This window comes from Stenotrophomonas sp. STEN008, from assembly GCF_056760435.1.
Genome location: NZ_JBRRET010000012.1, coordinates 1 through 13,419, shown reverse-complemented (window position 1 = coordinate 13,419; position 13,419 = coordinate 1). Strand labels below are relative to the sequence as shown.

Below are 13,419 nucleotides of genomic sequence, written 5' to 3'. Positions count from 1 at the left end.
ATCAGATCTCCTTGCGCCGGGCCGGGCTGGCGTCGATGTGGGACTGGAACTCGTACTCGGCGCGCTGCCGGTAGGCATGCAGTGCGGCATCGTCGGGCAGGTCGGCCAGACTCTTGCCATAGTTGATCGCCTCCAGCGTGTCCAGGGTTGCCCGCCCCCCCGGGGAGCCGCTGTATGGCCGGGGCCGCTGCAGCGGGATCACGTCGATTCCGTGTACCAGGAACAGGCAGCCGGGATGGCGGCCTGCGTCACTCCAGATCCTCGCGCACAGCGCATCGTCCAGGCTGACATCGCCCTGTGCGTCGGCCTCACCTTCGGCCAGGGTCTCGGCCCAGCGTTCCGGCAGCAGGGCGCTGTCACGCTGCTCATCGTCCAGGGCGCGGTGCGTGCGCACGATCCTCCAGGGCTGCCCGCCCAGCGGCACACCCTGTGGGCCCGGGATGTCCTGCAGCCTGAAGGCAAGCTTCGGAACCTGCCCGTCCAGCGCGCTGGACGGCATGTCCGGCAGGGGACGGGTCAGCTGCGCCGGGCCGACGAAGGTGCGCTGCCCGGCCTGCACGGTCACCGTGCCGGGGCAGACCAGCACCAGGTTGCCATCTTCCAGCGTAATGCTGGCGCCACCGGCGGTGGCGATGTGCAGGGTGCGCGGTGCGGCAAGCTCCACAGCCCCTTGCCCGCTCGCTGCACGCACGGTGCTGCGCGCCTGCAGGTGGATCGTTTCGGACTGGGCCCGGATGTCCAGTACCTCCTGCCCAGCGACGATGGTCAATGCCGCATCACCGGCAAAGCTGCGGCCACTGGCCGCCAGCATGCCCACCGCCTGCGCCGCGTGCAGGCGCGCACCGCCGGCCACGTTGGCATCGGTGTGCCCGCCACTGGACAGTGCCACATTCCGGGCACCGCCCCAGTGCAGTGCCTGCCCGGCCACCATCATCAGACCGGCCTGCCCATGCAGGCCCAGCGTTGGCTGGCCGGTATGCGGAACATCGCCGGGCGCGGGGCGGCCCTCCTCATCGGCGCTGGCCTGCGCATAGGAAAGTCCGGTCACACTGGCCCGCGCAACCCGTTGCAGACCTGCCACGCCGGTGCTGTCCTCCCGTACTGCGTGGCTGTCCAAGCCAGCCGTGCCGTGCATCGTAGCCGCGCCATGGCTGGACGCGGCCAGGAGGGCGGCCTGCTGCAGCAGCGCGCCGGCCGCAGCCACTTCGCCTGCGGGTGACAGCGCAGCGTGGCCACGCGCGGTCAACCAGACGCCCCGTTCGGCACGCAGCGCGCCCCACGCGTCAGTGCGCAGTTCCGCGCCTTCTCCGCGCAGGGAACCACGATGGTTGTCAGCCATGTGCAGCAGATGACCAAGATTCAGCTCGCTGCTGGCGTGGCTGCTGGCCAGCTGCACGCGCAGCTGTGCGTCGGAATCATCGAAGGCCAGCCGGTTGTAACCCGTTCCGGACCATTCCCGTGACTGGATGCCCCATACCGCCCCGGCATGCCGGTGCTGGTCCTGCCCCGGTGCCATCGCGTGCCAGACAGGCGCATGACCGCCGGCCGCATTGCCCTGTGCGCTCGGACGGGAGTCGGTGGCATGCCCGAACAGGCCGCCGCTTTCGTCTGCGGCCGCTGCTCCGGCCGGGGTGCGCGCAACGCCCGCCTCGCCACGACCGTTGTACAGCGCGCCCAGCACCAAGGGCTGATCGATGTTGCCGTCCAGAAAGCCGATCACCACCTCCTGGCCGACACGCGGCAGGAACTGTGCACCGACGCCCGGTCCAGCGTAGCGCTGCGCGACCCGCAGCCAACAGGTCGTACCGGCATCTGTGGCGTCCTGAAGATGCAGACGTACCCGTACCCGGCCCAGGTGATCGGCGTACAGAGCGGCATCATCACGGCCATCGCCAGCGATGACCGTAGCGGTCTGATGGCCTGGCGCGAGCGGCCGCGGGTGGATGCGTTCGCCGGTGCCATCGGCCAGCACGGGCCGCCACGGTCGATTCCGATCGACGGCGCGGAAGCGATTGGCATAACCCAGGGGCGCGTTTGCCTCCAGCGCCACGCCGGGCATGGCTGAACCGGCCTCAAGCCAGCGGGCCGGTGCCGCAGCGCGTGGTTGCTCCGCCCCCTGCGTGATCGGCGGCGGATTGCACCCGTAATGCAGTAGTTCGGTCGGCAGCAGGGTCGGCGTCGAACCAGCGCCCGCGGCCAGAACGCGGATGAAGCGACCGACCTGCAGGCTGCGTACGCTGCCTGCCGCCAGCCAGCCTGCACTGCCGGCCTCGTGCGCTTCAGCTGCTCGCCGCGCGCGACGATACCCCTCATCGGCGCCAGCCAGGGCGTGGGTGCCCACCGGCTCATAGACCTCGCGCGGGCTGTGCCCGGCGTCCTGCAGTGGCATCTGCACATGTCGGACGGTGGCCGCAGGGCCATCGTCGGTGACAAGCGAGAGCCGGCTGCTGCCCAGCCGACGCCACCTGCCCAGCTGCTGCAGGGCATCTGCGCGCTCGGTGGCGTCGTCACGGTGGAAACGGATACCGCCGTCTCGGGCCGATTGTGGATTCTCAGGTTGCACGCTGCTGTCGGCGAACAGCACGAGCGTCAATCCGCCGCTGCTGTCGCTCTCGAACGTGCCCGCAATGCCTTCATCGGCCAACAGCCGCTGCACGAACTCAAGGTCCGGCTCCCGATACTGGATGCAGCAGTCGCGCACGGATGCGGCGGCCAGAGCGGCCAGGGCATCGTCGCTCCAGCGCCAGCGGGCCAGTCCGCTGTGCGTGCCGAACACGTCCTCGACGATGTCCCGGACGGTCCGCTGCTGATGGACACGGCTGCGCCGCGCATGCCGCAGGAACCATGTCCATGGCACGAGATGCAGCCGATAGCGCGCCAGACCGCCGTCTGCGCCAAGGAGGTGAGCGGCGGCGATGTAGCCGCAGCGATGGTGGTCCTGGCCATCATCGAGGCAGGTGACCAGCGCGGCGCTCAGTCCCGGCCAGTCTGCGCATGACAGGCCCGCATCCGGGTGCACGGCATCTACCCAGTAATCGAAACCGTTGACCAGGCTTTCGTGGCCCCACCACTGTTCGACGAACAAGGGAGGCAGGCCCTCAGCCTGCAGCCGATGCAGTTGCCCGTTCGACCCGAGCCCCGCCAGCGGCGCGTGCGCAGCTGCCGTATGTGAAACATCCATGACCTCTCCCTGGCCGGGCGCTCCGCCCCGACGCTCAATGCCTGTGAACCTTCCCGTGGCCACCGCTGCTTCCGGTTTCCGTTCCCCACCCGGTCGTGACGCTTTTTTCACCACCGGCGCAGGAAGCTTGTGGCACAAGCATTGCGAACGTCTATCCACAGGTTCCCGCGGGCCCGATCCACACCCCGTGTGGAAAACCGCGTAGCAACCCCCGTACTGGCCGTGTGCGCCCCCGCGCGCTACCCTTGTTTCCCCTTGAAGACACTGTGGTGGAAGGCTTCCGCCCCACCTCCAGCAATGAAAAACATCGAGCATCGAGACTTCACCCTGTCGCCGGAAGACAACGCGCGCCTGGCCAACCTGTGCGGCCCGTTCGACGGCCATTTGCGACAGATCGAACTGAAACTCGGCGTGGAGATCGCCAATCGCGGCTTCGTGTTCCGCATCAGTGGACCGAAGGAAGCCAGCGTGGAAGCGCAGAAGCTGATCGAGGCCCTGTACGCCGAAGCCGGCGAGACCACCTTCGACAACCACGCCATCCACCTGCGCCTGGCCCAGGCCAACGTGGAGCAGATCGCCGAACGCTCGTACGAAGCACAGGACGTGGCGATCCGGGTCAAGCGTGGCACCGTGCGCGGTCGCGGCGCCAACCAGGGCCGCTACCTGCACCAGATCGCCACCCATGACATCAACTTCGGCATCGGCCCGGCCGGTACCGGCAAGACCTTCCTGGCCGTGGCCAGCGCGGTGGAAGCGCTGAACGAGTCGCGCGTGCAGCGCCTGATCCTGGTGCGGCCTGCGGTCGAGGCCGGCGAGAAGCTCGGCTTCCTGCCCGGCGACCTGACCCAGAAGGTCGACCCCTACCTGCGGCCGCTGTACGACGCCCTGTACGAAATGATGGGCGTGGAGAAGGTGGTCAAGCTGCTGGAGAAGAACGTCATCGAGATCGCACCGCTGGCGTACATGCGTGGCCGCACGCTCAACGACGCGTTCGTGATCCTGGACGAGGCGCAGAACACCACCATCGAGCAGATGAAGATGTTCCTGACCCGGCTGGGCTTCGGCTCCACCGCCGTGGTCACCGGCGACCTGACCCAGACCGACCTGCCCAAGCACCTGAAATCGGGCCTGCGCGATGCCATCGACGTGCTGCGCGATGTCGAGGGCGTGAGCTTCACCTTCTTCGAATCGCGCGACGTCGTCCGCCATCCGCTGGTGGCCCGCATCGTCAGTGCCTACGACCGCCGCGACCTGCATCAGATCCAACCCGGAGCGACATCATGACCCGTGGTCCCGTACGGCTGGACGTCGCCGTCAGTTACGCCCTGCCCCGCGCCGGACTGCCGGCCGCGGTGAGCTTCCGCAGGTGGGTTGCCGCGGCCCTGAAGGGGCGGATCCGCGAAGCCGACCTGGCGATCCGCGTGGTCGATGCCAAGGAGGGGCAGTCGCTGAACCGCCACTACCGCGGCAAGGACTACGCCACCAATGTGCTCAGCTTCCCGGCCGAAGTGCCCGAAGGCCTGCCCAAGGGCGTGAAGTTCCCGCTGCTGGGCGACCTGGTGATCTGTGCCCCGGTGGTCGAGCGCGAGGCCGGTGAGCAGGGCAAGGCGCTCAACGCCCACTATGCGCACCTCACCGTGCACGGCGTGCTGCACCTGCTCGGCTGGGATCACGAAGACGACAAGGAAGCCGAGGCGATGGAGCAGCTGGAGCGCGAGATCCTGGCCGAGCTCGGCATCGCCGACCCTTACGCCGGCGAGCGCTGAGCCCGCCGCCCCCCTGACCGGAAGGCAGCCGAGCCCAGGCTCGGCGCCACCACGGAGTGCCGCTGTGTTCCTGCCCCTGCTGCTTGCCACCTCTGCGTCCGCCGCTCCGCTGGACCTGCCGGCACTGATCGAATGCCGCCAGGACGTGGCCGCCCATGCCGCGCTGGCACCGCTGCTGGCCGACCCGCTGAAAGCGGTCGCCAGCGGCCTGCAACCCCTGCCGCAGGGCAACCGGTTCCTGAGCGAGTACCGTCTGGCGCAGCCCATCACGGTGTTCGGCACCCGCACGGACCGGGTCGCGATGGCCGGTGCCAGCATCATGGCCATCCTCGATGAGGCCGACCCCCGGCCACTGGCCAGGCGGCTCGGGCTGGAGACCGGATACGACCAGGACGGCAAGTTCATGGCGGGGCGCGAACTGGTCAGCCGTGACGTGACCGACCCGACCACCGGCGAGGCGCAGATCGAGTCGATCATCCTCAGTGTCTCAACGGTGGCCTCCCACCCGGGCCGGACGCTGGCCGGCTGCACCTACAGCCTGGACCTGCCCGAAGCACCGGCGTCCCGGCCTGAACTGGCGCCGCCCCCGATCACCGGCCCCGGCAGCGGGGGGCGCTGACAGGCCGCTACATCCTGCTAGACTGGCGCCAACGCCCGGCATGCCGGGTGCCCTTTTTCCAGAGATGTCTGAAGACGACAGTAGTAGCTCCCTGCAGGAGCACAGTGAAAAGAAGCGCGGCTGGCTGGAACGCCTGACGTCCGCATTCTCCGGCGAACCCCATACCCGCGACGAGCTGGTCGCTGTCCTGCACACCGCGCAGGAAGAAGGTCTGATCGCCGCCGATACCCTGAAGATGATGGAAGGCGCCATTTCGGTGGCCGAGCTGACCGTGGGCGACGTGATGATCTCGCGTTCGCAGATGGTCTCGCTGCCGGTCGAAGCGCCCTTCCTGGAACTGATGAAGCAGGTGGTCGAATCCGGCCATTCGCGCTTCCCGGTGCATGGCGAGAACAAGGACGACATCCTCGGCATCCTGCTGGCCAAGGACCTGCTGCGCGGCGTGGTTGCCGACCACGGCCCGGCCAACGTACGCGAACTGCTGCGCCCGGCGGTGCTGATTCCTGAAGCGAAGAAGCTCAACGTGCTGCTGAAGGAGTTCCGCCTGTCGCGCAACCACATGGCCATCGTGGTCGACGAGTACGGCGGCGTCGCCGGCCTGGTCACCATCGAGGACGTGCTGGAACAGATCGTCGGCGACATCGATGACGAGCACGACGAAGCCGAGGATCCGTCGGCACAGATCGCGATCCAGGCCGACGGCCAGTACGTGGTCGATGCCCTGACCCCGATCGGGGATTTCAACGAGCGCTTCGGTGCCACGTTCTCCGACGAGGACTACGACACCATCGGCGGCCTGGTCACGGAAGCGGTCGGTCACCTTCCGGAGATCGGAGACGAACTGGCGCTGGACCGCTTCATGTTCCGTGTCGCGCGTGCCGATGCGCGCCGGGTACAGGCCTTCCACGTGACGGTGCTGCCACCGGACGCGCAGGACGACGCTTGAAGCGGCGCGGGCTGATCCTCACCCTGTGGCTGGCACTGTGCATGCTGGCCACGGCCGTGCCTGCCATCGCCTTCGCGCAGGCGACGGCTACAGTCGCCGGAACCCCGGCGCCGCGCATCGGCGTGGTGACGATGCAGCCCGGCACGGTGTTCTTCGAGCGTTTCGGTCATGACGCCATCGTGGTACTCGATCCGGCCAGTGGTGAAGCAACGTCGTACAATTTCGGCTACTTCGATCCGTCCGAGGATGACTTCATCGGTCGTTTCGTGCGTGGCGACATGATGTATTACCTGGTGGCGCTGCCCCTTCAGCAGGACCTGTCGTACTACGACGAGACCGGCCGCGGAGCGAGCGTGCAGTGGCTGGATCTGCGCCCGGACCAGGCGCGCGCACTGGCCGCCGACCTGGCCGAGCGGGCCAGGCCGGAGAACGCGCGCTACCACTACGACTACTACACCGCCAACTGCGCGACGATGGTGCGCGACACGCTGGACAAGGCGCTGGGTGGTGGACTGCATGCGCAGCTGTCCGGACGCTCGCGCGGCAATACCTACCGCAGCGAATCGGTCCGCCTGGCCTCGCCCGCGCCGTGGATGTGGCTGGGCTTCGACGTGGGCCTGGGCCCGTTCGCCGATCAGCCGCTGTCACGCTGGCAGGAAGCGTTCGTGCCGATGCGCCTGGCCGACGCCCTGCGCCAGGCGCGCAACAGCGACGGTCGTCCGCTGGTGCAGTCCGAGCAGGAACTGCTGCCGCACCGCATCGATCCGGAGCCCAAGGAATTCCCGCGCCGCTGGTGGCCGTGGCTGCTGTGCGGCCTGGCCATCGCTGCCGGCGTGCTGGCGTTGCGCAACCGGCCGCGCCTGCTGGCCGGACTGGGACTGCCGTTGTGGCTGCTGTGTGCCGTCGCAGGTGGCCTGCTGGTGTTCCTCTGGGGCTTCAGCACCCATTACGCCGCCTGGGCCAACCGCAACCTGCTGCTGCTTTCGCCGTTGTGCGTGCTGCTGCTGCCGGGCGCGGTCCGGCTGCTGCGCCGTCGCCCGCCGGGCCGCATGTTCACGGTCGTGCTGTGGCTGGTGGCACTGCAGGCCCTGGCCGCGCTGGTCCTGCACTGGCTGAGCCTGCAGGCACAGTACAACGTGCAATGGATCGTGCTGCTGCTGCCGATCCATGCTGCCCTGGCCTGGGTGCTGGGGCGCGATCGTCACTTGTCGGATACGCGGCACTGACGCACGATGGCGGGCATGTCACTGCCCGCCTCCGCTGCCGCACCTGCTTCGGCCAATCCCGCCTGCGTCATCAACTGCGTCCACTACGATGAGCAGGGCGTCCGCCATGACATCAGCCTGGACGCCATCAGCGACGTCATCGCCAGCGGCAACGGCTTCGTCTGGGTCGGCCTGTTCGACCCCAATGAAGACGTGCTGCTGAAGCTGCAGGAGGAGTTCTGCCTGCACGACCTGGCGATCGAGGACGCGCGGAATGCGCACCAGCGGCCGAAGGTGGAAGCCTACGGCAACTCGCTGTTCGTGGTGATGACCACCGCGCAGATGGTCGATGAGCGCATCCAGTACGGTGAAACCCACGCCTTCCTCGGGCCGCGTTTCCTGGTGACCGTGCGCCACGGTGCTTCGCTGTCGTATGCACCAGTACGTGCCCGGGTGGAACGCGAGCCGCAGCTGCTGAAGATGGGTCCGTCGTATTGCCTGTATGCCGTCACCGACTTCGTGGTCGACAACTACCTGCCGATCACCAACCGCTTCCGCGACACGCTGGAGCTGCTGGAGAAGGACATCTTCGCCGAGAGCTACAAGCGCAGCACCGTGGTGCGCTTGTACGAGCTCAAGCGCGAGTTGAACAAGATGCGGATGGCCGTGGCCCCCTTGCAGGACGTGCTGGCGCAGCTGCGCCGCTACCAGGGCGAATTGATTCCGGACGAAGTGAAGCTCTACGTCCGCGACGTGCATGACCATGCGGTGCGCATCAGCGACGTGATCGATACCCTGCGCGAGATGCTGGGTACCGCACTGAGCGTGAACCTCTCGCTGGTGACGCTGGCGCAGGGCGAAACCGTAAAGCGGCTGGGTGCGTGGGCGGCCCTGCTGGCGGCGCCGACACTGATCACGAGCTGGTATGGCATGAACTTCAGTCACATGCCGGAGTTGAGCCAGCCATGGGCGTACCCGCTGATGATCGTCGGCGTGGGCGGTGTCTGCGTGGGCCTGTACCGGTTGTTCAAGCGCGCGCGGTGGTTGTAGAGCCGAGCCCAGGTTCGGGCTCGGCTGCTTCTTTACCGTGGCACACGGAATGCATCATCAGGCCACGTAGACGGTCTTGATGTTCATGAACTCATGGATGCCATGGTCCGCCAGTTCGCGGCCGAAGCCTGACTGTTTGCTGCCGCCGAACGGCAGCCGCGCGTCACTCTTGACGATGGCATTGACGAAGGCCGCACCGCATTCCATGCGCTGGGCGAAGGACTCGCCACGCACCGGGTCTCCGGTCCAGACACTGCCGCCCAGCCCGAAGCGGGTGTCGTTGGCCACGCGCAGCGCTTCCTCTTCATCCTTGACCCGGATCACCGCAGCCACCGGCCCAAACAGTTCCTCGTCGTAGGCGGGCATGCCCGGCCCGACCTGGTCCAGCACGGTGGCCGGATAGCCGGCATGCGTGCCCGCGATCGGCTCGCCGCCCAGCAGCACCCGCGCCCCCTTGGCCACACTCGCCTGCACCTGCTTGTGCAGCTCGTCGCGCAGGTCCGCGCGGGCCATCGGTGCCAGCGTGGTCTCGCGCTCGCTGGGGTCGCCATACCGGCGCTGACCAGCCGCCTCGACGAAGCGGCGGGTGAATTCATCGGCCACGCGCTCCACCACGATGAAGCGCTTGGCAGCGATACAGGTCTGCCCACTGTTGTCGAAGCGTGACTTCACTGCGGCCGCCACGGTCTTGTCGAGGTCGGCATCGTCCAGCACCACGAAGGCGTCACTGCCCCCCAGCTCCATCACCGACTTCTTCAGCTGGCTGCCCGCATTGGACGCGATCGAACGCCCGGCGCGTTCGCTGCCGGTCAGCGTCACCGCCTTCACCCGCGCATCGCGCAGCACCTCGGCTGCCTGGTCGTTGTCGATGTGCAGAACGTCGAACACACCGGCCGGCAGGCCACCGTCGCGGCACACCGCCAGGATCAGGTCCGCACACTGGGGCACGTTGCTGGCGTGCTTGAGCAGCGCCACGTTGCCGGCCATGAAGGCAGGCGCAAGGAAGCGGAACACCTGCCAGACCGGGAAGTTCCATGGCATCACCGCGAACACGCAGCCGATCGGCTCGTAGCGCACGTAGCTGCGCTGTGCCTCGGTATCGATCAGCTGGGGCTTGAGGTAGTCGGCGGCGTGATCGGCGTAGTACTCGCAGGCCGCCGCGCATTTGTCGACCTCGGCCAATGCCTCGGCCTTCAGCTTGCCCATCTCGTGCGTCATCGCCTGCTGCAGCTCGTCACGCCGCGTGCGCAGCTGCGCGGCGATCCCTCGCAGGACGGCACCCCGCTCCTGCAGCGAACGTGCGGCCCAGCCCGGGAATGCGTCGGCAGCGGCCTGCAGGCGCTGCTCGACGTCGGCAGCGCCCATCAGTTCATGGCGGTAGGTCACCTGGCCGGTGGTGGGATCGATGATCTCGACAGTCATGGGGGATCTCCTTCAGGCAGATCCCCAGTGTGCGCCCTTGCCCGTGAGCCGCGCGTTGCCGGATCAGCCGTTGTCCTGCCGGGCCAGCTGCAGGTCGCGCTGGCGCCGCTTCTCGGCGCGCGCGTTGATGTACCAGCCGATCACCGCCGCGATCGACACCGCCGATACCAGCAGTGTGGCCAGCGCATTGATCTTCGGGCTGATGCCCATGCGGACCGAAGCGAAGACCTTCATCGGCAGTGTTGTCGAGCCCGGCGTGGCGACGAAGCTGGCCACCACCACGTCATCCAGCGACAGCGTGAAGGCCAGCAGCCAGCCCGCTACCAGTGCTGGGGCGATGATCGGCAGCGTGATGCGGGTGAACACGGTCAGCCGGCTGGCCCCCAGGTCCATCGCCGCTTCTTCCAGCGACAGATCCATTTCCTGCAGGCGCGAAGACACCACCACGGTGACGAAGCACAGAGTGAAGGTGACGTGGGCGATCCAGATGGTCGCCAGTCCACGCGCCGGGAAGCCCGGAATGGCCCCCATCGAGGCCAGCAGCGCCATCAGCGAGAAACCCAGGATCACGTCCGGCATCACCAGCGGCGCGGTGACCAGCGCGCCGAACAGCGGCTTGCCGCGGAAACGCTTGAATCGGGTCATCACCATGGCCGCCAGCGTACCGAGCACCGTGGCGGTGCAGGCGGTCCAGAACGCCACCACCAGGCTGGTCCACATCGCGTCCATCAGTGCACGGTCGGCGAACAGATCGCTGTAGGCGCGGGTGGAGAAGCCCGCCCACACCATCGCCAGCCGCGAACTGTTGAACGAATAGAACATCAACAGCAGGATCGGCAGGTACAGGAAGGCGAAGCCGAGCAGCAGCACGCCCAGACCCAGGCCCTTGGCGGTACGCGGGCTCATGCCTGCTTCCCTTCCAGCAGGCGCTGCTGGGAACGGTTGAACAGCAGGATCGGCACCAGCAGCAGCAGGATCATCGCCACCGCCATCGCCGAGGCGCCCGGCCAGTTGCGGTTGTTGAAGAACTCGTTCCACAGCTGCCGGCCAACCATCAACGTCTCCGATCCGCCGAGCATCTCAGGGATGACGAACTCGCCGACCGCCGGAATCATCACCAGCATGCAGCCGGCGATGATGCCGGCCCTGGACAGCGGCAGGGTGATGCGCAGGAAGGCCTGCCACGGCTTCGCACCGAGATCGTAGGCCGCCTCCAGCAGGCGGTGGTCATGCTTGACCAGGTTGGCGTACAGCGGCAGCACCATGAATGGCAGGTAGCAGTAGACGATACCGATATAGGCTGCGGTCGGCGTATCGATCAGCTGCAGCCTGGGCAGCCCCATACCGGTCATCAGCGTCTGCAGACCGGTGAACTGCAGGAACTGGTCGAGCAGGCCGTTGCGGTCCAGGATCGCCTTCCACGCGTACACGCGGATCAGGAACGAGGTCCACGACGGCAACACCACCAGCATCATCGCCACGTTGCGCGCCGCCGGCGACAGCCGGGCGATGGCATAGGCCATCGGGTAGCCGATCAGCAGGGTCAGGAAGGTGGAGATCGCTGCGATCTTGATGGAACTCAGGAACGCCTGGGCGTAGATCGAATCGCGGAACAGCGCCAGATAGTTCTCGAGGTTGAGCTTGAGCGAGAACCCGCCGTCCACGTACTGCAGCAGCCAGGTGTACGGCGGCGAGCCGACACGGCTGTGCGAGAAGCTGATCATCAACACGATCAGGAAGGGCACTGCGAAGAACAGCAGCAGCCACAGATACGGAACACCGATCACCGTGGCGCGCAGTCCCGGCAGCCAGCGCTTCAGCCCGGCGACACTCATGAGGTCAGCACCACGCCGTCATTGTCGCGCCAGTGCACCCACACGCTGTCACCCCAGGTCAGGCCATCGCTGGCCCAGCGCTGCGAATTGGCGAAGTTGGCCAGCACCTTGGCTCCACTGGGAAGGCGCACGTGGTAGACCGAGTGACTGCCGAAGTAGGCGATGTCCTCGATCACACCCTGTGCCTTGTTGGTGTGCCCTTCCGGCTCGTCCTTGCCGATCATCACCTTTTCCGGGCGCAGCGCGAATGCGACCGGCTGCCCTTCATATCCAGTGATGCCATGGGCGATGTAGATCGGCGCCGGGAACAGCGGCGATCGTACGGTCACATACTCCGGCAGGTCCTCGTCGATCACGCCGTCGAACAGGTTCACCGAGCCGATGAACTCGGCGACGAACCGGTTGGCCGGCTGCTCGTACACTTCGTCCGGCTTGCCGACCTGCTGGATCCAGCCCGCATCCATCACCGCGATGCGGGTGGCCATGGTCATCGCTTCTTCCTGGTCGTGGGTGACCATCACGCAGGTCACGCCCGACGATTCGATGATGCTGACCAGTTCCAGCTGCATCTGCGAGCGCAGCTTCTTGTCCAGTGCACCCATCGGCTCATCCAGCAGCAGCAGCTTGGGGCCCTTGGCCAACGAGCGTGCCAGCGCCACGCGCTGCTGCTGTCCGCCGGACAGCTGATGCGGCTTGCGCTTGCCGAGGTGGCCCATCTGCACCAGCTCCAGCATTTCGCCGACGCGCCTGCCGATCGCATCCTTGCCCAGCCCGTCCTGCTTGAGGCCGAACGCGATGTTCTGCTCGACCGTCATGTGCGGGAACAGCGCGTAGGACTGGAACATCATGTTGACCGGCCGCTGATAGGGCGGCAACGCGTCCAGACGCTGCCCATCAAGGGTGATACTGCCCTTGGTGGGTGTCTCGAAGCCGCCCAGGCAGCGCAGCAGGGTGGATTTGCCGCTGCCGGAGCCGCCCAGCAGGGCAAAGATCTCGCCCTTGCGCACATCCAGATTGACGTCGTCGACGGCGACGAAACCGTCGAATTCCTTGCGCAGGTCACGAATGGAGAGATAGCCGGGCGCACTCACCGAATCAACGGCGGCGGCTTCCGGCTGGGCTTCAACGGGCATGGGGGCTCCGGGAGCGGGCGGTGGACAGCGGGCGCCATTCTACCGGCCAGGGGGCGATGACGGTATGACGGGGTATGGCGAGCGGCCGTTGCCCGCCGGGCATGGCCCGGCGCTACCCGCATGGCCTGGCTCCGGTAGCGGGGGGGCCGGGCCCGCCGGGCGGGGGAGACGACCCCCCCCCCCCCCCCCCCCCCCCCCCCCCCCCCCCCCCCCGCAAGCAGCGCCCCCCACCCCCCCCCCCACACACCCCCCCCCCCCCCGC

Annotated in this window: 11 protein-coding genes; 6 read left to right on the top strand and 5 right to left on the bottom strand. The window is 67.4% G+C overall.

All coding sequences use genetic code 11. From position 1 onward, the window contains the following. Position 1 precedes the first annotated feature (1 nt). Positions 2 to 3,181: a type VI secretion system Vgr family protein gene (locus ACVOME_RS08225; RefSeq protein ID WP_481504965.1), complete on the bottom strand. Its 3,180-nt coding sequence runs from the start codon at positions 3,179 to 3,181 to the stop codon at positions 2 to 4. A gap of 297 nt (positions 3,182 to 3,478) precedes the next feature. Here ACVOME_RS08225 and ACVOME_RS08220 point away from each other — a divergent pair, with 297 nt between their 5' ends. From ACVOME_RS08220 to ACVOME_RS08195, 6 genes are all read left to right on the top strand, one after another. Next, positions 3,479 to 4,465 (top strand): PhoH family protein, encoded by a 987-nt coding sequence (locus ACVOME_RS08220; RefSeq protein WP_053516587.1) that lies wholly within the window; start codon positions 3,479 to 3,481, stop codon positions 4,463 to 4,465. Further along, positions 4,462 to 4,947 (top strand): rRNA maturation RNase YbeY, encoded by a 486-nt coding sequence (gene ybeY, locus ACVOME_RS08215; RefSeq protein ID WP_053516586.1) that lies wholly within the window; start codon positions 4,462 to 4,464, stop codon positions 4,945 to 4,947. The genes ACVOME_RS08220 and ybeY overlap by 4 nt, the downstream gene beginning before the upstream one ends. 64 nt (positions 4,948 to 5,011) lie before the next feature. Continuing rightward, positions 5,012 to 5,566, top strand: a complete 555-nt coding sequence (locus ACVOME_RS08210; RefSeq protein WP_053516584.1) for a hypothetical protein — start codon at positions 5,012 to 5,014, stop codon at positions 5,564 to 5,566. A 64-nt stretch (positions 5,567 to 5,630) separates the two neighbouring features. Continuing rightward, complete coding sequence (locus ACVOME_RS08205) at positions 5,631 to 6,512, top strand: HlyC/CorC family transporter (RefSeq protein ID WP_053516583.1); 882 nt, start codon at positions 5,631 to 5,633, stop codon at positions 6,510 to 6,512. Further along, positions 6,509 to 7,738, top strand: coding sequence for a lipoprotein N-acyltransferase Lnb domain-containing protein (locus tag ACVOME_RS08200; RefSeq protein WP_065181220.1), 1,230 nt, complete (start codon positions 6,509 to 6,511; stop codon positions 7,736 to 7,738). Before ACVOME_RS08205 ends, ACVOME_RS08200 begins: the two co-directional genes overlap by 4 nt. Positions 7,739 to 7,744: 6 nt before the next feature. Then, entirely contained in the window at positions 7,745 to 8,767 is a 1,023-nt protein-coding gene (locus tag ACVOME_RS08195; RefSeq protein ID WP_053516581.1) for a magnesium and cobalt transport protein CorA, read from the top strand. A 57-nt stretch (positions 8,768 to 8,824) separates the two neighbouring features. On the opposite strand, the gene ACVOME_RS08190 is transcribed toward ACVOME_RS08195, so the two are convergent. The 4 genes from ACVOME_RS08190 to ACVOME_RS08175 all read right to left on the bottom strand — a co-directional run bounded on the left by ACVOME_RS08190 (position 8,825) and on the right by ACVOME_RS08175 (position 13,157). Continuing rightward, positions 8,825 to 10,189 (bottom strand): NAD-dependent succinate-semialdehyde dehydrogenase, encoded by a 1,365-nt coding sequence (locus ACVOME_RS08190; protein WP_065176214.1) that lies wholly within the window; start codon positions 10,187 to 10,189, stop codon positions 8,825 to 8,827. 63 nt (positions 10,190 to 10,252) lie between these two features. After that, a complete protein-coding gene (locus ACVOME_RS08185) occupies positions 10,253 to 11,095 on the bottom strand; it encodes an ABC transporter permease subunit (RefSeq protein WP_005415928.1) in 843 nt (280 codons plus the stop codon). Beyond that, a complete protein-coding gene (locus ACVOME_RS08180) occupies positions 11,092 to 12,024 on the bottom strand; it encodes an ABC transporter permease subunit (RefSeq protein ID WP_053516578.1) in 933 nt (310 codons plus the stop codon). Before ACVOME_RS08180 ends, ACVOME_RS08185 begins: the two co-directional genes overlap by 4 nt. Next, positions 12,021 to 13,157 carry an ABC transporter ATP-binding protein gene (locus ACVOME_RS08175; RefSeq protein WP_193395569.1) on the bottom strand — a complete coding sequence of 379 codons (1,137 nt, stop codon included), beginning with the start codon at positions 13,155 to 13,157 and terminating at the stop codon, positions 12,021 to 12,023. Before ACVOME_RS08175 ends, ACVOME_RS08180 begins: the two co-directional genes overlap by 4 nt. Positions 13,158 to 13,419: the final 262 nt, after the last annotated feature.

Excerpts from the sequence above, each read along its gene's own strand:
- ACVOME_RS08225 (WP_481504965.1), bottom strand. The coding sequence starts at position 3,181 with ATGGATGTTTCACATACGGCAGCTGCGCACGCGCCGCTGGCGGGGCTC.
- ACVOME_RS08220 (WP_053516587.1), top strand. The coding sequence starts at position 3,479 with ATGAAAAACATCGAGCATCGAGACTTCACCCTGTCGCCGGAAGACAAC.
- ybeY (WP_053516586.1), top strand. The coding sequence starts at position 4,462 with ATGACCCGTGGTCCCGTACGGCTGGACGTCGCCGTCAGTTACGCCCTG.
- ACVOME_RS08205 (WP_053516583.1), top strand. The coding sequence starts at position 5,631 with ATGTCTGAAGACGACAGTAGTAGCTCCCTGCAGGAGCACAGTGAAAAG.
- ACVOME_RS08195 (WP_053516581.1), top strand. The coding sequence starts at position 7,745 with ATGGCGGGCATGTCACTGCCCGCCTCCGCTGCCGCACCTGCTTCGGCC.
- ACVOME_RS08190 (WP_065176214.1), bottom strand. The coding sequence starts at position 10,189 with ATGACTGTCGAGATCATCGATCCCACCACCGGCCAGGTGACCTACCGC.
- ACVOME_RS08185 (WP_005415928.1), bottom strand. The coding sequence starts at position 11,095 with ATGAGCCCGCGTACCGCCAAGGGCCTGGGTCTGGGCGTGCTGCTGCTC.
- ACVOME_RS08180 (WP_053516578.1), bottom strand. The coding sequence starts at position 12,024 with ATGAGTGTCGCCGGGCTGAAGCGCTGGCTGCCGGGACTGCGCGCCACG.
- ACVOME_RS08175 (WP_193395569.1), bottom strand. The coding sequence starts at position 13,157 with ATGCCCGTTGAAGCCCAGCCGGAAGCCGCCGCCGTTGATTCGGTGAGT.